The organism is Shewanella sp. HL-SH8 (genome assembly GCF_051165765.1).
GTDB lineage: Bacteria > Pseudomonadota > Gammaproteobacteria > Enterobacterales > Shewanellaceae > Shewanella > Shewanella glacialimarina.
Map to the genome: position 1 here is coordinate 3,934,151 of NZ_CP195039.1, position 19,189 is coordinate 3,953,339.

Annotated in this window: 18 protein-coding genes and 1 pseudogene; 2 read left to right on the forward strand and 17 right to left on the reverse strand. The window is 38.5% G+C overall.

Features of this window, described 5'->3' with window-relative positions:
* Positions 1-13 precede the first annotated feature (13 nt).
* From ACRWQN_RS17355 to ACRWQN_RS17405, 11 genes and pseudogenes are all read right to left on the reverse strand, one after another.
* On the reverse strand, positions 14-2,365 hold the full coding sequence (locus tag ACRWQN_RS17355; RefSeq protein WP_434939119.1) for an EAL domain-containing protein: 2,352 nt from the start codon (positions 2,363-2,365) through the stop codon (positions 14-16).
* Positions 2,366-2,367: 2 nt separating this feature from the next.
* Positions 2,368-3,048 carry a hypothetical protein gene (locus ACRWQN_RS17360; RefSeq protein WP_434939120.1) on the reverse strand — a complete coding sequence of 227 codons (681 nt, stop codon included), beginning with the start codon at positions 3,046-3,048 and terminating at the stop codon, positions 2,368-2,370.
* A gap of 501 nt (positions 3,049-3,549) precedes the next feature.
* On the reverse strand, positions 3,550-4,785 hold the full coding sequence (locus ACRWQN_RS17365) for a hypothetical protein (RefSeq protein WP_434939121.1): 1,236 nt from the start codon (positions 4,783-4,785) through the stop codon (positions 3,550-3,552).
* 293 nt (positions 4,786-5,078) lie between these two features.
* Complete coding sequence (locus ACRWQN_RS17370; RefSeq protein ID WP_432338308.1) at positions 5,079-5,525, reverse strand: hypothetical protein; 447 nt, start codon at positions 5,523-5,525, stop codon at positions 5,079-5,081.
* 90 nt (positions 5,526-5,615) lie between these two features.
* Complete coding sequence (locus ACRWQN_RS17375) at positions 5,616-6,329, reverse strand: hypothetical protein (RefSeq protein ID WP_434939122.1); 714 nt, start codon at positions 6,327-6,329, stop codon at positions 5,616-5,618.
* 315 nt (positions 6,330-6,644) lie between these two features.
* Positions 6,645-7,710: pseudogene (locus ACRWQN_RS17380) on the reverse strand (transposase).
* A 116-nt stretch (positions 7,711-7,826) separates the two neighbouring features.
* Positions 7,827-8,297: a hypothetical protein gene (locus ACRWQN_RS17385; protein WP_059746163.1), complete on the reverse strand. Its 471-nt coding sequence runs from the start codon at positions 8,295-8,297 to the stop codon at positions 7,827-7,829.
* Between the two features lie 2 nt (positions 8,298-8,299).
* The gene (locus ACRWQN_RS17390) at positions 8,300-9,094 is read right to left on the reverse strand and encodes a hypothetical protein (protein WP_434939123.1); all 795 of its coding nucleotides are present in this window, start codon (positions 9,092-9,094) and stop codon (positions 8,300-8,302) included.
* 266 nt (positions 9,095-9,360) lie between these two features.
* Positions 9,361-9,792: a hypothetical protein gene (locus ACRWQN_RS17395; RefSeq protein ID WP_432309461.1), complete on the reverse strand. Its 432-nt coding sequence runs from the start codon at positions 9,790-9,792 to the stop codon at positions 9,361-9,363.
* A 102-nt stretch (positions 9,793-9,894) separates the two neighbouring features.
* The gene (locus ACRWQN_RS17400; protein ID WP_434939124.1) at positions 9,895-10,398 is read right to left on the reverse strand and encodes a hypothetical protein; all 504 of its coding nucleotides are present in this window, start codon (positions 10,396-10,398) and stop codon (positions 9,895-9,897) included.
* Between the two features lie 85 nt (positions 10,399-10,483).
* The gene (locus ACRWQN_RS17405) at positions 10,484-11,164 is read right to left on the reverse strand and encodes a hypothetical protein (RefSeq protein WP_434939125.1); all 681 of its coding nucleotides are present in this window, start codon (positions 11,162-11,164) and stop codon (positions 10,484-10,486) included.
* A gap of 550 nt (positions 11,165-11,714) precedes the next feature.
* Between ACRWQN_RS17405 and ACRWQN_RS17410 the strand changes: the two genes are divergently transcribed.
* Complete coding sequence (locus ACRWQN_RS17410) at positions 11,715-13,475, forward strand: hypothetical protein (protein ID WP_434939126.1); 1,761 nt, start codon at positions 11,715-11,717, stop codon at positions 13,473-13,475.
* A gap of 262 nt (positions 13,476-13,737) precedes the next feature.
* Here the strand turns inward: ACRWQN_RS17410 and pyrC are convergent, their stop codons facing one another.
* The 4 genes from pyrC to ACRWQN_RS17430 form a co-directional block, all read right to left on the reverse strand.
* Entirely contained in the window at positions 13,738-14,769 is a 1,032-nt protein-coding gene (gene pyrC, locus ACRWQN_RS17415) for a dihydroorotase (protein WP_261300024.1), read from the reverse strand.
* 289 nt (positions 14,770-15,058) lie between these two features.
* Complete coding sequence (locus tag ACRWQN_RS17420; RefSeq protein WP_434927145.1) at positions 15,059-15,832, reverse strand: TIGR04219 family outer membrane beta-barrel protein; 774 nt, start codon at positions 15,830-15,832, stop codon at positions 15,059-15,061.
* Positions 15,833-15,834: 2 nt separating this feature from the next.
* On the reverse strand, positions 15,835-16,806 hold the full coding sequence (locus ACRWQN_RS17425; protein ID WP_434939127.1) for a DUF2333 family protein: 972 nt from the start codon (positions 16,804-16,806) through the stop codon (positions 15,835-15,837).
* A 12-nt stretch (positions 16,807-16,818) separates the two neighbouring features.
* A complete protein-coding gene (locus ACRWQN_RS17430; RefSeq protein WP_434939128.1) occupies positions 16,819-17,307 on the reverse strand; it encodes a copper chaperone PCu(A)C in 489 nt (162 codons plus the stop codon).
* Between the two features lie 35 nt (positions 17,308-17,342).
* Between ACRWQN_RS17430 and ACRWQN_RS17435 the strand changes: the two genes are divergently transcribed.
* Positions 17,343-18,077: an enoyl-CoA hydratase-related protein gene (locus ACRWQN_RS17435; protein WP_434939129.1), complete on the forward strand. Its 735-nt coding sequence runs from the start codon at positions 17,343-17,345 to the stop codon at positions 18,075-18,077.
* Positions 18,078-18,234: 157 nt separating this feature from the next.
* Here the strand turns inward: ACRWQN_RS17435 and ACRWQN_RS17440 are convergent, their stop codons facing one another.
* Both ACRWQN_RS17440 and ACRWQN_RS17445 read right to left on the reverse strand, forming a co-directional pair.
* The gene (locus ACRWQN_RS17440) at positions 18,235-18,435 is read right to left on the reverse strand and encodes a PspC domain-containing protein (protein ID WP_226413332.1); all 201 of its coding nucleotides are present in this window, start codon (positions 18,433-18,435) and stop codon (positions 18,235-18,237) included.
* Between the two features lie 184 nt (positions 18,436-18,619).
* On the reverse strand, positions 18,620-18,931 hold the full coding sequence (locus ACRWQN_RS17445; RefSeq protein ID WP_434939130.1) for a hypothetical protein: 312 nt from the start codon (positions 18,929-18,931) through the stop codon (positions 18,620-18,622).
* Between the last annotated feature and the right edge of the window lie 258 nt (positions 18,932-19,189).

Genomic DNA, 19,189 nt, shown 5'->3' on the forward strand with positions numbered 1-19,189 from the left:
GGCTAAGAATCTGTTAATGATCGGATGTTTCCTTTTGATACGGTGAAGCCATAAGCCATTGGTTAAATTGTTCTGCAGGTAAAGGCCGTGAAAGATAAAAACCTTGGCCCATTTCACATTTCAGCTCAGTCAGCCAATCTAGCGTCGGTTTATCTTCTATCCCTTCGGCAACCACAGTTAAACCTAAACTATGCGCTAATTGAAGTGTCGAGCGCACAATTATTTGATCTGATTCATCTTGCATGAGTTTTAACACAAATGATTTATCTATTTTAAGCTCATCCACAGGCAACTGCTTTAATTGCGCTAAAGACGAGTAACCAGTGCCATAATCATCAATAGATAATTTTAAACCATTTTCACGCAGCATATTTAACTGTTTCACCGCTTGCTCAGGGTCTGACACTACTGCATCTTCGGTTATTTCTAGGGTCATTGCTGATACGGGCACATTATTTTTTGCCAATACATTAATCACCCAATGACAAAACTGCTCGTCTTTTAAATTTTCAGCCGAAATATTCACTGCTATAGATATTTCAATGCCCATTTGCTGCCAACGCAAATATTGGGCAATCGCTTCATTGATAACCCAGCGAGTAAGTGAATTCATTTGCATGGTTTTTTCAGCGATAGGAATAAACGTGTCCGGTGGGATAAGTCCTTTTTTGGGGTGCATCCAACGTACAAGCGCTTCTACATGAGTCACTTTTTGACTGGCTAAATGTAACTTTGGTTGATAAAAAAGCACCAGTTCATTTTGCTCAATGGCTAACTTTAACTCATTAATAAGCTGAAATCGTTCGAGGGTGTTTTTATCAATATTGGCATCATAGATTTGATAATCAAGTTTGTTCTTTTTCGCATATTGCAGTGCAGTATCGGCATGACGTAATAATGTGACTAAGCTGGCATCTTGCTTATAAAAGCTCACTCCTGCAGTAAATTGTAGGCTCAATATTACATCTTGAAATTGATAAGGTTGACCAATTTGTTGTTGAAGTTGATTTAAAAACACCTCAAATGAATGTTGCTCACAAGATTCAAATGCCAGCACGAACTCATCGCCTGACAATCGACACACTAATGCTTTTGGACTCATTACACACAATCGTCTGGCCACTTCTTTAATCACATCGTCACCCACGGCATGACCTAACGTGACATTTACATCGGTTAACCGGCGAATATTAATTAAGCAAATCGCCATGGTAGAGTGGCTCATTAGCCAGGTAGCGCTAACCCGTTCAAGTTCGTTTAAATTGGGTAAATTAGTCAGCGGATCATGAAATGCTTGATGGGCAATTTCCCGTTCACGCTTTAAAATTGCTTGCTGCATCACGGTAAACTCACTAGCAAGTTGAGTCAGTTCAACACTGGAATCCACCGTCACCTGTGAGTCATAATTCCCTTTCGCAATAAACTTGGCTTGTTCAATCAGCTGTTTGATGGGACGGGTAATACTGCCCGAAATAATAAATGCCAATAGAAGTGAAAATGGCACCATCAGCAACAGTAAGCCAATTTGTTGTAACCATTGCGATTGCAAAGCCGCGAGCAGATCAGAGCGAGATTTATACATATAAGCGTGTAATGAAGCACCTTGCACATCGCCTAAAGACTGCTGCCACAATATGTAATCACTGTTACGTTGATCTTTTTCAATAAATTGCGCTAATACCGATTGTTCTGTCAATGTTAATGCCGAACCTGAATGACCAATATCTTTCATTTTACTGTCAGCGTTCAGCATAAAGCCGCTGTCTAATCCGGTAAGTTGGCGTAATGAATTCGCTAATACATCATCAATAATAAAGCCAAAACCGACCCAACCAATAACGCTACTACCACCACTAGTCAGCACAGAAAACTTGATTTGATATAACTTGCCATCTAATAGATAAAATGGACTCAGTTGCTGAAATTCCGAATCGAGTTGATATCTAAAATCCTTACCTTGCTCAGACCCTAATTCAACTTGCTCTTTACCTTGGTCATTTTTTTTAGCCACTAACTGACCAATCACTTTACCTTCGGCTGACACCGCAATGGCTAACGAGGCATCAATACGTTTACGATGATTATTTAATGCCACCAGAAAGCTGCGACTGTCTCCATCGATAAAAATTTCTTTAAGCCCAAAATCCTTCGCGGCCGTTTCTGCAAACGCCGCTAGATAGTTATTTCGGTTATTAAACTGCGATTCAAACACTAACCCCGCAACAGCTAATTGATTAGATACATGTTGATCTTCAAGCTGCTGGTTTGACTGATAAGTTAACCAAAAAGACATTAACTGCACTGCAAACAGTAACAGTACAAAAAAAGCAAAAATTCGGGTTTGAAGGCGGTTTAAAAAACGCAATGTTAGTATCCTTCTAAAAATTCAAATTCATCAAGACTACGTTGTTCTGGAATATCATCAAAATCGGCAACAACATTTATCAGCACAACTTGCGCTTGAGAGGCGACTAACAGCCTGGTTTGAGACATTTGATTATTCGGCATGTTAAGTTGTGGGTGCCAAACAACAACTTGATATTCATCATCGGCAATGTGGTCAAAATTCACTCGACCTTGCTTATCAGTTATCCCATAGAAAGGAGTATCTACCACCAACAAGTGCCCAGACATCCAATCATGAACATTACACCCCATTGACACATGACCGGTTTGTTCAAAATTGATAATTTGTTGCTGTTGTTCCGTGCGTAGTTTAAATGAAAATCGTTTAGGCCCAAGTGCAGAATATATGTGGTGAGTAATATCATCTTCATTCACAAACACAACATCTTTACCTTTTTGCACCACGGTAATATAAGGTGAGAACTGTTTATCAACTTGATGGACTTCAGCTTTTTTGTTGTTATCAACGCCTTCAGCGCTAACAGAATGCTTGGGTAATAAATACACCACCATGTTTTCAAGCCCTTTACCGTTTTGATCAAGAACATTAATCTCTTGCGCAAATACTGATACCGTAAACAACCCGGCTAGGGTGGAGCTCAATAAAACATGTTTGACGACATTCGTTAACTTCAGAACCATCTTTAAACCCTTAATTGTGAGACATTTTCAATAACTCAGTAACAGACCCCATTTATCCATATTTAATTTCAACCTACAGCATTTTTACTTCGATTAATCATCATGATCAAGTAACCCATTGCTTGATAAAACAACATAATGCTTTTTCATTTAAATATCGATAGCGTTTACCGCAGAGAAGCTGAGTGCAATGAATAACTCAATAACACCTATAATATAGACTAAAAATTCCCCTCTATTATTAATAAATATCGACTGGTTCAGACTTAACGACCTCGGGAATATGTGTGGTAGTAATAAGTGTCACTTCCAATGTAAGTGAGCACACCATAGCATTGTCAGAAAAACAATAGTGGCACTTACTTTTGCATTACTATCAGGAATTTAATATGAATTCTAGCATCCAGAGCAACATAAACTTAGTCTATGATGGCAACAATTTAGGGTGAAAATGTTATTTAGAAACTATGGATAGCCATGCTGTTTTAGGGCAGTAAGTTCTTAAGCAATCAAACGAAAATAAGCCATATAAAGCCCATAGCCGATCACCCCTATAAGGAACACGACAAGTGGGCCTAATATATAATACCGCCAAACCATCGGGGTTTTAGGGATTTGTGTCAGTGTGGCGCTATAACCCAGCTCACATAAAGCGATAACGAATTTTTCACTATCAAATGACTGACCTGCTAATGCCAAGCTGCTGTCATTTTCAACATCGATATTCAGGTTAAACACATAAGGCTCGCGGTATCTGTCATTAAGCTCTCCGCTATGGCTTTTATACCAATTCCATTCAATATCAATTGATTGAATATCAGTTTTCTTTATCTGCTTAGCTTGTTTGTTTTTAAAATAGACAGCAGGTATATCTAAATACTCTTCACTGATGACAATTTCGGTAATAGGAGATGCACCAAAAGCATAATATTCATCACAAATCAGCTTCCTTCTCACTGCCGATATACCGGCGCCAAATAGACCCACGACAATAGCAGCAATGAAATTCTGACTAGAATAGATAATAAACAAAGCAATCATGCAACTGATATAACTGGGGATCCAAACTCGATGAAAATACTGCGAAGGCAACGGTAGCATAAATAACGTAACCGGAAATTGTCGCTTGACTGGACTGTTAAATAAGTTAATGCCAATAAAAGCCTTTACAGTATCTTGGTCAAGCGCCACAGAGCCAAAGCTAGGCCACTCTTTACTGTTTTCACTACCAAATTGACCAATAACATTGATACCTTGGGATAATAAATTTGTGCGAAGTTGTTGCACCACAGAAGGTATCTTACTGGACTTCACTTTAAGCGATATTGAAGCCTGCTTAGAGGGCTGAGTATGTTGAGCATCTTTAAGGTGCAATATCACTTTTTTAGCGTTATGGACTTCTTTTAGCTCGATATTTTTAATATTCGCGTAATCAAACTCCCGCTGCGAAATCGTATAAAAAGCAATATTACCGAGTTTGAAACCATGAAATTGTGTCAGCACCTTGCGTGAAGTATTAAAACACCAACGATATTGATAACTAAAGGCTATCAACATCAGTAATGTGCTAATGATTACACGCCCAAGCGATTCAATTGAAAGGGTAAATAAAATTGATTCCAGCACGAGATGAATAAGATTTAAAAATAAAAATACCCACTTCATTTTTTCAAATGCTGAAATAATTGAAAATGATGACTGACTTTTCAATAACGTCCCTGCTGTCTTGCTAAACATCCTGCTCCTTAGTCGGCTTATTCATCTGCGGAAGCAGTCAGCTTCCTATGAAATCATTAACGATTTTGCCAAAAATAATTCTGATTTAGTGAGTTAACGGTTAAATAATCATAATCCATTTTTCAAAGCCAATAATCATGGGTGTCGCAGCTATTATCTGAATTATCTATCATTAACTTGTGTATATTCTTGATAAGAGAGTAACAAAACTGCGGGCTCAAGCTTAGAAAAACAACATCCATAAAAGCCCCACGAACAATTAATTAGCAGGGCCATATTGTGATAAGAAAAGGCTAACAGGTACTTGGATTAATCCGCCAAGTACCATTAGCTAATTTGGTATAACCACAGGCGCCATTCCCTGAAGACTTTGCAGCTCGAGCATCCCACAGCGTCCCTACAGTCGCATAGTTAGGGTTATTTATAGGTTCAATTATCATTGATTTAAGCTCATAACCATCCTTACTTATACGTTTGATAAACTTTTTCGATGTCTTCATTAATAAGCTTCTTACTGCATCTGGTTTGCTTTTTAGTAGTCCAGGCTCTACAAAAGTCTCAAGAGTCGACATATCCGAATTTTCAAGCGCAGTTCGATATATCATGCACTTTGCTAAAAATATTTCATCTTGATTTGAAGTAGCTGTAAATCCATAGTTTGGTTGTTGCTCATTAGGCTCTGCCATTAATGGTTTTACGAATAAAGATAACACAATAATGCACAGTAGTTTTTTACTCATATATATTCCTCAGTCAACATTTAAACCTTGTATATTTTTTGATTGTAAAGCAACCAGAAATCTTGGAATGGCCATATTAATTTATATTATTCATAAATTTAGTGGTGTTGCTATTAACACCATCAAACAAGTTAACGCTAAATGAGCCATTACCGGAAAGATTAATATCACCATATGTAACTGATACTTCAGAGTCCAGCTTAGCTGTGTCAATTTCACCGGGTAATTAAAATAAACTAATAAATAAAAAATCTTTTGCAGTGGATAATGAAAACTGTCCAAGTCTAATTTTTTACCAGAAACCAAGTGAATGCTTATTTGGTACACGGTACGAATAGAGTTACCACCATTGGTTTGTACGTGATAAATCACTTCAACTTGCTTTATATCGTCCTTTGATAATTCCAATTGCCCATCAGGCTCATTAACCAAGCTGTTTACCGGTAATGAGACTGTTTGATCGCTAATATGACAACGTTGCGGCGCCTCTATTTTATATTGACGTTTAATTAAAAAATGACGTAACACTAAATGCCCAGGAACCAAACACACATTAATAATGACAAGAGTTAACGGAACATCGGGAAACATTGGATATAACGATATCGCGCTAGGCGTGATGAAAGGCAGCAATCCCATCAAAAGTAAACCAACAGACAATAGTAACTGCGACCTAACCTTCAATGGATAAAAAAATGTAATAATTTTTAGCGTTATATTACTCGCAGGGTTAAGCGTTTTTATACCTTTAAAGTAAGTTGACCCAAACCAAAGTTCATCTTCGACAGTAAGCTTTCCTTGCATATAGAGTCCTAAAAAGCAGCGCAGTTATAAGGTGCTACTTTATTAATTGTAATGTTATGAAGATTAGATGCTAATGCCCACCTATGATGCCACCTAATGCCACCCATTTTTATAATGAAATAACTTACTGCTTTTTCACTTGAATTACGATAGCTCTTTGTGACTATAAATAAGCCAAATACATTCTTTTAAACAATAAATAAGCCCGAATTCAACTCCGAAGTTTGATAATCAGCTTATAGGCAGAAGTAGAGGCAACACCTTGATTGATATCAATCAAAGTGTCAAAAAGTTATCAATTTCAGATAGTAAACTTTAAGCACACAACCAGCGCTGACAGTTGGCCACGCCTTGTCGCCGATTTCGGTCTAAATGTTCACAATAGTCAGTTAATGCAGGTAAAGCTCCTACCGCACCTTTGAATAATGCGCCAAACTCGGTAGTGATTTTTAACCAGTTTTCAGCAGGAATGTTCAATCGATTCAGAATATTCTGGCTACTTTCGCTAATGGCACCGCGTTTATTCTGTCGGTATCTTCAACCAGTACTATGTAGTCTTTTACGCTGAACCTTAACCCGTTATGTATGTTCAAACGCTCATTACCCACAAAAGGCAATAATTCTGTTGGTTGCTCACCTTTTATTGCTGAGTTTATTCGGCGCTGAATACCGGTGTAATCGGATGTTTCGGGTGTGGCGGCCATCTTTACTCGAATAGGGTTTAAATCAACATAAGCCATACAACTTAGCACTGCCGCTTCATCTAATAATGTCTGGGATCTAAAACGCCCTTCCCACAAATTTATCGGGAATAAATTTGAACAGCTTTAGCTGGCCCGAAGGGTGAGTACCATGGATGGCAGCGAATAAAATCTTCCGGTACATTTATCTTCTTTATTGGCCATTTTGGCTATTGGCTCACTAAGTGAGCGCATAAACCAGCTGATATCTATTAAGCGTTGTCTATACTGAGTTATGCAATCATTCACAGTATTAAGCTCAAATGAGTTTAAGTCCTCACCTTTTACGAACTTGTGTGTTAGTAAGGTACCTTTAAAGCCTTTGTGCCACTGCATCAGTACCTCTTTATCTGACCAGTTTTTTGCTTTATCTGCATCCACTTTAACCACTACATGGAAATGGTTACTCCCTGTTCATTACAAAGAATGCATATGCACAGATATCGATGGCGAAGATGGTAACCAATTCAATGATACGAGCATCGGCCCACTCTCGTCGATGCTCAAAGCTTTCGCCTGTTGAGTTATCAAAACTGCACAGAAAAGCCTTACGCACAACACGCGAACAACAGTGACTACTCTCTATTTGCAGGAGAAGGCGTATCTTCTAGCCTGACGATTGTCTGTCTTGGTCTGGCCATCTTCAAATACCATTTAGAAAGGGTAAATAAAGCGTAGGTTATTGCTTGATATTTAGCCAATAATCATGGGTGGCCATGTTATTATCATCCAAGGTTCATTCATATTGTAAATACCATTAAGATACGTCCGATAGTAAGGGAACCATACAAAACTGTGAGAGTTGCTGGCCAGTTTTCTTTATGTGTGACAGGTTGCCATAGTCAAACTTCAGCGGCTCAATTTGACTATCCAATACAATACATAACTCATAGCCTTTTGAATCACCAAGGCGTCGACGGATTTGAAATGCACTAATATTTTGTATTGGGATCAGCTGTTGACTCAGAGGATAAAGAGAGCTGACGTGGTTGGTGATTAATTGTTTATCTAGATCAAACTCAACATAACTACGGAAAAAGAGAAAGTGCCAACTGAGCAAAGCGACAAGTGACCAAATAAAAACTTCATCGTTTGACCAGCGTTCAAAACCTGCAGTCGCAAACAGAACCAAAAAGGCCAATAGACCTGCAAAAATCCGTCGAGTGATAATATGCGTGTGAGTGTTGGCTATGACTGCTTTGCTTGCAGAAAGTTGTTTAAAAGGCATGTTTATAAACTCCCCACATATTTCATGATAAAGCCAAATACCATTAAAAATGGCAAAGGATAAAAAATCCGTATTACCAATTTAGGCTGCAAAAGTGGTTCGATAAATGGCGCACTGTTAATTGGAACTGCTGATTGATTGTTTTGGTTGTTATCCAGCGAGTGTCGTGCCTGTGACAGTGTTACTTCAGCACAAGGTTTGCTTTCGACTTGGGCTTGTTTGTTCGAAGTATTTGGTATTTTTTCACGACTAACACTGCCAGTTGCCGAGTCGAAAGTGAGTTGATGTATATGAGGAAAATCGCTAATTTGCTCTTTGGCTGTGAGCTTAAATAAATTTGTAAAAAACATCGCTAAAAGCTTGGTGTCTGCTAAGTCACCGATGGGATAGACAATATCATGCAATTTAAGCTCAAACTGACTTCTGTTATGACTATTATGGCGTAATAGCAACTCTGTCGATTGCAGCGGTGCCAGATGTGACTTTTTGCCGTGGTAGCCTAAGATGGTTAATTGTACAAAGCGTTGCTGGGTCTGATTATCCAGTATCAAATGATGCTTAAGAAAGACAAGCAGCAATAGAGGAGGACACAGTAAACACGTGACAACCTGATAGAAAGTTTGTTCTGCTCCGCTCAATGTTAGCGCCATTAATACAGAAGCAGATAATGGCAATAAACCTAATATTGCGAAGCCGCGAAAAATATAATGATATTTGGTAGGCAAGCGTACCTTATCTGGCAAACCCGCAGGCTTTATAAATCGTTGCGCTTGTTTGGGTAGCTGCGAATACTCCATGTACGACGTCCTTGTATTACGGTTAGCTTATTGGTTACGCATTTAGTTGTTGTTAATTATCACTGTTTTTCAAAGCACTATTGAAGTCAAGTAATATCCCTTGAAGAAAAACAATCTTATTCCTTAAGAGCATGGGGCACCCTTTTGATATAATAAAACCAAGGGCATTGATGATAATGCACCTTGGTAAGCTCGTTTATGGTAAGAGGATCTATTCTTGTTGTAAATGGAGCTGTCACTCATTGCTAACAACAATTATTTATTGATTAGGGCAGTGAAGATAAAAACCAGCCATCAGCGGTTCTCATGTATTTACATCTAACATAAGATGTTAATGAGTCACTTTCAATGTAGAGATTTATTTTTGCTAACTCAATTGCAGCAAATCTTTCCTGCTTTGCTTTTGGTGCATCTTCGTAGCTAACCCCTGTAATCTTTACTGTGTGAGGCTCACCTTTACCAAACCTACGCTTATTAGCTCGTTCTAATATTTTTGTTAATCGTTTTTCTTGGCCCTTTGTTGACTCTGGTGGCATTTCTGCCATAAAAGCTGACAAATTTTGGCTCTTAATAAAATCAAGCGTGCCTAAGCAGCGTTGGCCTAATTCATTATCAAGGCTTTTATCACTGTTTGCCAAAGCATTATGGGAGCCAAGTAATATGGCGAGAAGAAAAACAATCTTATTCCTTAAGAGCATGGGACATCCTTTTTAATATAATAAAACCAAGGGCATCGACGGTGATGCACCTAGGTTCAACAATCTTGGGTGGCCATGTTATTTGCCGTGTAATTATCATGTTTACAATAACGAAATAATTTTCCACTGGTTTTGTAAATAGGCTAGCTTACAGTATCCACTCGCTTGACGAGGTTTGTTGGTTTTCGGTGAAACAGTATCAAAACGATATCCCACCCATATCTCAAGATCATGTCCACGCATCTGCGCAGATTGACGAACTAAATTATTGTTAGCGTTTTTAGCATCTTCAAACGCAAACTCGCGTCCTTCATCAATTCGGTAATTATCGATACCCAAATATGACTTGTTATAATATTTATCATGTAAGTCGGTTAAATGCATTTTTACTTGTTCATCTGTTGCTGGTATCTCAGCAAATATTGTTCTGAATAACTTTACATCTTGATTGATTACGACATTAACTGATTTTTTACACAAGGAATGCGGTTCAGATAAGTTAATTTTCTTTGCGGCTTCCATCCACTGAGCTTGCTCATCTTCAGTCGCTCCCATTGACGCTGTCGAGATAAATAGTAATAAAATAATAGCGATTAATTTGTACATGAAAACATCCTTTTAATTTACGTTTTTGCTTTACTAACGCTTAAAAACTTACAATCAATCATGTATGCAATCAATTGAATGTACACTACAAAAAATAGTGTTTCACTAGTATACCTGTGACAACCACGTTGACTAAAACAGGGAATATTACGGCTATAATATTAGGCAAAAAAGCCCATGACCAATTCCCGTGCAGCGTTGTTAATGGGTAGTCGAAAAAACACAGCATGTAAACAATGTGTTTAAGCGGGAAATACATCGCATTAAGGGTAATGACTTCACCGCTTTTTAGCTTAATATCACACGCGGTAATATGATTGCGCACATGTAAACGATGCATTTGTGATTTATATTTTACCGTGATGCGCTCAATGTCACCACGTTGTAACTCCAACTGCCCCACAGGCTTATTAATTATTGCATTCGCAGGAATGGCAATACGCTGCTGGCTAACAAAGCAACGTAATGTCCCGGTAATACCGTAACGCCGCCTAACCAGCCAATAACGTCCTATTAAGTAGACAGGTAATAATCCAATGTTGATTAATACTAATGCATGAGCAAGCTCAGTATTAGGGAAATTAAGAGGTAAAACAGCTAACCCGATCATCAAAATAAGCAGTAACAATGAAACACCTAAAGACAGAGGGTAACCTATATTAGCGACATATAAACCCACGTCACTTTGCGCGTTAAAGTTACGCATCCCTTTAATATGCAGATTAAAAAATAACGATTTATCATCTAATTCTATTATTTTAGCCATATTTACTTCTAAGTAGTTATTATCCTATAAATATACTCTATCACTCCAATAAAGGTTTGACACTGACCATCCCAGAGATAAAACTTCGCGCCTTTCGGGGCGAGTAAATTAATTACCAGTCGTAGGGCACTCTGTTGGCTCAGTTGCAGACTCATTCTGTAATACTAATGGTGCTGAAAGCTTAGATTTACTTTTACTGACAACACTAGAGCCACTTTTAACCGTTAACTGATACGTCTTATGTGTGTTAGGGCATAAATCTCGTCCGGATAACTCATCACCGCCGACACTAATAACATCGCCAGCAAATTCGATATAATAAGTAGCAATACCGTCATCACCCCTAATACCCGTTAATCAGTATAACGATGCCACCCAAAATTTAAAAAAGGGGTACTATCCCATATTTCCCTAACAATTAAAATTATCACTAATAATTAGATGAAAATTAAAATACATACTTTATGATGTATATAAATATTTAAATTTTACAATCCTGATTTTATCGTTATTATGCATCGTTTTTAATTAACGTTTAAAAGGATTTTCTGTGAAAAAAGGATATTTGTTTTCATTTGTTTATTTAGCATTACTTTCTGGTTGCGGTGGTTCATCGGACACGCCAGTACAAGAAGTTCCAGACCTAAAACCACCTGTACAACCAACAGAGTATAATCATCAAGTAGCAGGTTTAGCGGTTTATCAAGGTGCTTTATCAGGCGCAAGTATATGCATCGATTTAAACCAAAACTATGTGTGTGATAATGACGAACCTAGCTCTGTGACTGATGTTAATGGTCACTACCAGATAGATTGGAAAAGTGAAGTTGAAATACCTGAGTATTACTTACTGGCAAATTGGGCTGCTGTAACTGTAGCCTCAATAAAGCCTGCAAAAGTTATCCGCGCCAACTTTAAACATCCGCAACCGATTCAAGCCCCCGCTTCAATAATCGATGAAAATGGCCAAGGTATGTTAATTGCGTTACCTGAACATAATGGTGCAATTAATGGGTTAACTAATATTAAGGCTACTCGACTTGCAACAATGAAGTTGCAGGGGTTATCTACAGCAGATATTCAAACTCAATCAGCTGAACTTGATGGTTATTTAGCATTTCTTTACGGACAGCAGCTTAATACTTTATATCAATTAAGTGCTGCGCAATCTATTTCAGAGCGCGTAATAACTGTTGAGTTATTACATGCATATTTACAACAAGTTATTGCTGACCAAGTAGATTCAATTCTGGTTATTGAACTACTACTTGCGAATATCTATGATCAATTTGAAATACTTATTGATACTTTAAATTTAACTCCGCAACAGTTTGTGCAAGCTAACCCACTTGATGCTCGTTTCATCATTAATGATGAGCTGATTCTGCTTGGATTAATTCAGCAACCCATAGACAGCCAAATAGTTTCATTTGAGGAATGGGAAGCTGTTATGGAAAACCTAAAAGACATGACCAATGTCTTTACTTTGAATTCTATAGGTGACTTTCATATTTTTTCTATGTCTAAAAGCCAACCAAAATCAACACTGGTAGGGATTATGGATGCTGGTCAGTTTTTTGGGTTTATTCGAGAAGACTCTCCTAATGAAAACGAAAGACAGCAAGAATGTTGGAACAGCCAAGAGTCAATTTGGGTTAAGCCAAACAGCAATCCGACACTTCCGATTGCACCTGATATCCAAGGTAATACCCTGCACTTAGTCTATGAGGGAACCAATGTACCAATCACAATTACCATAGAAAAATATCAAACGGCTTCCGAAGTTTGGCAATCATTTTTGTCTGCGTCGCCTTCATTTTTAAAGTTAGCCGATATTGAATGGCCTAGCACAATTTACCGCCTATACTTTTCACAGGCGGATGATGTGATGTGTAGAGAAGCAGATTCCTACCAGGTATATGAATATGCGGATACTTTTAATCCCGCCACCTTTAATACGCTAGGTGTTATTGATACTTTCTACTCTTATATATTACCTGGTGATGTATTGATTAATGATCAAGAAAACACCTATACATTTGTTGATTCTGGGGAAACTTATGGATGGAAATTATTGACCAGCCCAAACATGTTGCCTTTAATTGAAGTAAAACAACAATTACCAGAAAACAAACAACTAAATGTGCTTCCAAGTTATTATTTATATACTGATGGAGTATTTATTGAAGTTGAATTAAACGAAAAATTCAATTATGCAAATACACCCTCTTACCTGCAATTAAGCTTTGGTGATAATTATGCGTTTGGTGATAACCTTTTCCAAACTTTACACAGCTTATTATTAAAGTAAAAAAATAAAGCAAGCTAAGATTGCCAACAAATTATTTACCGGTAATCTTAGCGACTTTACTTAACCTACCCAGTAGACTTAGCACAGCATGCAACAAAACCCTATTTAACACTTTCAATATAAACTATGGTTTATCACTAAAATGGCGCGATATATCATCGAACCAGTTATCTACCAATTCCATTATTTATTACTGAATTTGCCATAAAAATAAAAAGCCTGCAAAGATGCAGGCTTAATTTAATGATTTTTCTCAACAATATTACTTCACTTTCCAATTCACTTGTTGGCCGGCAAAAAACGGCACAATAGGGTTACCGTTAGGCAAAATAATTTCTTCTGGCACGGTCCAGGTTTCTTTTACCAAGGTTACGGTGCCAGTATTACGCGGTAAGCCATAAAAATCAGCACCGTGTAAGCTAGCAAAGCCTTCTAACTTATCTAATGCGCCTAAGTTATCAAATACTTGGGCATATAACTCTAATGCGCTCCAGGCGCTGTAACAGCCAGCACAACCACAAGCCGATTCTTTACGGTGCTTTTCATGCGGCGCGGAGTCTGTCCCTAAGAAAAACTTACTTGAACCTGTTGCCACAGCAGCTTGCAACGCTTGCTGATGTATATTGCGTTTTAATACCGGTAAGCAAAAGTTATGCGGACGAACACCACCGACTAATAAATCGTTACGGTTTAATAATAAATGCTGTGGGGTAATGGTTGCAGCAACATTAGATGAAGCAGCAGCAACAAACTCAGCGGCTTCTTTGGTGGTAATGTGTTCAAACACCACTTTAAGTTGTGGCAACGTTTCGACAATACGAGCAAGGTAGCGATCAATAAAGACTTTCTCGCGATCAAAAATATCGATGTGTGATTCAGTTACTTCACCATGAATAAGCAACAACATACCTTGCTCAGCCATCACTTCAAAAATTGGAAACAATGCATCTAATGCTTTCACCGCAGCATCAGAGTTCGTTGTGGCACCTGCTGGATATAATTTTGCTGCCACAACACCAACGGCTTTTGCATCAATGATGTCTTGCGCTGTGGTGCTGTTGGTTAAAAATAAAGTCATTAGGGGCTCAAAGCTGCTCCCTTGAGGACGTGCTGCAAGGATACGCTCACGGTAATCAACGGCCATCTGGGCTGTAGTGACTGGTGGCATAAGGTTTGGCATGACAATCGCACGTTGAAATAGGCGTGCTGTAGCTGGCACGGTTTCTTGTAACATGTCGCCATCACGAAAATGTAAATGCCAGTCATCAGGGGTTGTGAGAGTAATTTGCGTCATAATGAGTCCTAGGTTGTGCCACTCCATTTACGTCAAGCCATAAAAGCGGGCTAATTAAATGAGCGTGAAAGATGCGAGCCAAATTTTGCCGCTATTGTGCCTGAAAACCGCTTTGCTTAATAGATGCGGAATTTGAACGCTGACTTTGCAATTACAAATAGTATGACGTTATTTGATGCCAAAAAAAGCCGGACATCGTTAAACGACATCCGGCTTACTCAATATATTATGCAAATAGCCTATTTAAAAGTGACCAATACTTATCGTGCAGTAATGTGGCCACTGCGGACTAAAATGCTAGCTCAACACCCGCAAATACACCGGAAAATTGCATATCCTGGCTACTACCAGAAAAACCATTTACATCAAAACTGAAATCACGGTACCCAACACGCACCAGCGTATCTAAGGCAATGCCATCAAACTGCCACCCCAAACCTGCACTGTAATCGTGTACGCCTGTTTCATTAAGACCTACCATGATGTCAGCAAAAGCAAAAAGCCCTAATCCAGGTACACCAACGTGTGCATTGCCATATCCCATAACGACACCGCTGTCGATATCGCGCTGTGTGGCTATGCGTGTTAACTCTTCACCAGCGAAACCGTCAACACGAAGTGAACCGTTCATTTTCTTATAAGCCGCGCCTAAGTCTAATGACACAATATCGTTATCTAAAATCTCATAATACAAAACAAAATCAGTGTTACTCAGATCGTTATAAACCTGTGATGCACCTTCAAAGTTCACTCCGTTATAATAAAAACCACTGCTATCTTTTGAAGCGGAGCCTTCTAGACGATTTTCACGAATTTTAAGATTCGGCACGATTGGAATTGGATGCTCAATCGCTAACCACACACTGCCCTGGGTTTCTGAATCATAGTCGTAGGTTTGGGCAGGACCCGTTGCATTGCCAACATTACTGTCAGCATTAAACGTACCTGTTGCGTCAGTTTGCCATAAATCGCCACCGACTTTAAAGCCGACTACGGTTGCTGCTTGTGCAGAAAAAACACTTAACAAACCGAAAATGGCTGTTGCTACAAGAGTCTTATTCATTGTTATCCCTGAGAAAGTAAATTAGTTAAATCAATTACCGCTGCATTGGCACGCGATATATAGTTTGCCATCACTAATGAATGGTTAGCCACCAAACCAAAGCCATTACCATTTAACACCATCGGGCTCCACACCGTTAGCTGAGTGGCTTCCAACTCGCGAATTATTTGACGTAAGCTGACTTCGGCATTTTTCTTTTCTAATACATCGGCAAAATCAACTTCAATAGCGCGCATAAAGTTTAATAATGCCCATGCCGAACCGCGGCTTTCATAAAACACATCATCAATTTTCCACCAGCTGGTTTTAATCTCTACACTCATTGCTGAAGGAGTCGATTGACGAGCTGCGGTATCACCGGCTAAATCGGTATTCAATCTATCTTGACCAACACTCGCTGATAAGCGCTGAGAAATACTGCCTAAACGCTTTTGTACTTCTTTAAGCCATTCGTTTAAGTTATCTGCTCGGGCATAAAATTGCGCGTTAGTATTGCCTGAATCACTTATTCTGGCTTGGTATAGCTTAAGTAATTTAATCGCATCACGGTATTCACTTTCAGCACTGGGTACCAACCAACTCGTGTGCTCAATATTTAGTTTGGAATGTGCTGATGATAAATCCGTATCGGCGGTAGATTGAGATTGCGAGCGACTAAACTCTTTACGCATAACCAATGCTAAGTCACGTGACTGTTCCAGTGCACCAAACTCAAATGCCGGCATATTATCCATAAATATCGACGGCGGCATCATATCGTTGGCTAACCAGCCACCAGGTTTATCCAGTAAGGTTTCCATTGTGGCAATCAAGGAGTTTGTTGTCGCATATCCTGTAATCAACTTTCCTTGATCTGTTTGCATAGCAACGGGTTCAATAGGGTCTGGCTCTATACTCCACCAAACGCTAACAAAATAGCCTATTAAACCGACTAAAGCGCCGGCGGCAAAAACTTTATTCCTTGTAAATAGCATCAATATGACTCCTTAATGATGGTGATGATGTTCGCTATTATCTTGATGTTCAGAACCAGCTTGTTTTAATACAGGCAATTCAACCTGCAATTGCTGTTCAGTATCAAATATCAATGTTAATACTACCTTATCATTTTCCGCTAATGGCTTATTCAAGCCTAATATCATAATGTGATCGCCAGACGGTTTTAAACTGAGCGCCCCATGAGAAGCAATAACTAAGCCCTCGACTTGACGCATTTTGACCATGCCATTTTCTTCAATAATAGTGTGCAGTTGTGCTTCTTTGGCAATAGCTGTTTTTACTGCGACTAAATTAACCGCTTTATCACCATGGTTTTCTAATGTTAAATATGCGGCTGTATTTGGCACAGATGCTGGCATTGCGCGCACGTGCCCATCTACTAGAATCACATTTGCTGCTGCAGTAAATGATAAAGACGTTAGCGCTAAAAAATTAAACAGATGTTTGAATATTGGTTTCAATGTCTTAAACTCCATGTAATCCCTGCTCGTGTTTACAAAGGAAACAACGAATGAGTCTTATAAAAATGCGTGATGAACAAGGTGTACGTATCATCAGCTTCAATCGCCCAGAAAAACGTAATGCATTTAATCTAGCAATGTATCAACAACTCACAGAATACCTTATCGAGGGCGATAGCAACAATGAGATTCGTGCCTTTCTGTTACATGGTGAAGGAAACTGCTTTACCGCTGGCAATGATATTGCCGATTTTTTGCAAAGTGGCGACCTCAATAGTGATCACCCAACCGTAAAATTTTTAATGTGCTTACTGGAATTAAAAAAACCGCTAGTAGCGGCAGTATCAGGCGCGGCGGTTGGCATTGGCACAACCTTATTACTGCATTGTGATTTAGTGTATGCCGACAATAGCGCAAAATTTCAAATGCCTTTTGTAAGTCTAGCATTAGTGCCAGAAGCAGCATCAAGCCTATTACTACCGTTAATCGCCGGTCAACAAAAAGCTGCTGAACTTATTTTAATTGGCGATGCATTTAATGCGGAAACGGCTGCTAAATTAAATATTATCAATCAAGTAATTGAAACTGATGTGATTGATTTTGCATTAACTAAGGCTAAAAAATTGGCGAGTCAGCCGCCTGAGTCCTTGCAAGCATCACGACAATTGTTGCGATATAACCAGCAACAGGTGAAACAACAAATGCAGCTTGAATTAACTCACTTTGGACAACGATTAAAAAGTGATGAAGCTAAGCAAATGTTTCAAGCATTTCTAAATAGATAATCATAACAAGAGGGTTAAAGCTGTAAAATATGGCTTATTTGAAACCATCATTTTATAGATGCACTCTCTAATTCAGTGGTTATGATGCCTCAATAGCCGGTCGCTCTGTTGCTTGTTCGGCAGAGCTTTTTAAAAGAAGCACTGAACTAGAGAGTCTTTAATAGTGAGTTGATTTTTTATCCACCATTATAGCTAACACAATATAGGCTAATAGACACACTATTGGATTAGCAAACAATACCAATACACTCACGACTCTTGTCCACATAACCGACCAACCAAATTGTTTTGCCAGGTAATGACACACTCCACAAATAATCTTTGATTTATCAGCTAGTTTTGCAATTATTCTATCCATAATACTCCTTAACATCTTAATAATTCTAGCCAAATGGCTCTAACTAACAGCCACTTAAACTAAGCTTGATTTTGCAACTTGGTCAGCAAGTGAGCGATAACTGCACAACAAATAAAACTCACAAAGGGCAGTAACACTATGGCTAATAAGGGCATAACCAAGCCTAGTTGCTCAGCAAACATCATTACTTCTTATTCGCAGCAGTAGTGACTGAACGCTCCGTTACTTCACTCGCGATGGCTTTATCTTCTGGATAAAAACTGCTGTTAAATATTTGTTCAGCTATTTGAGTTTTTAATGACAATACAAACTCTTGCTTGGCTGATAAAATTAAATCCTGGCTAGCTTTTGAAATATTTTGCTCTAGCATTGTGAAAGTATCTTTAACCATTAGGTCATCTGCTTGCGCTGTAAAACTGCTAACCGATATAACTAATGCGACTGCTGTGGCGCCAACGATACGACTTAAACGACTAGTTGAATTTGAAATAAACATGATGTCTTCCTTTTCTGTTTAGTTTGCAGTGAAACCTGTTTTTCGCTGCTGACAGACTTAGTATTACAAACACCGTGCCAACTTTTAAAAAACATACTAACCAACTGAAAAATAATATATAAATAAATATAAAAGTTAATATTTCGCCTATTTCAAACTATGTTTGAGAATAAAAAACAAACAATTAGTAAAATTAACCACATGGTTAGTCAATTTTACTAATTCACTTCAATTTGGGTTTCGTAATAGGATGAATAA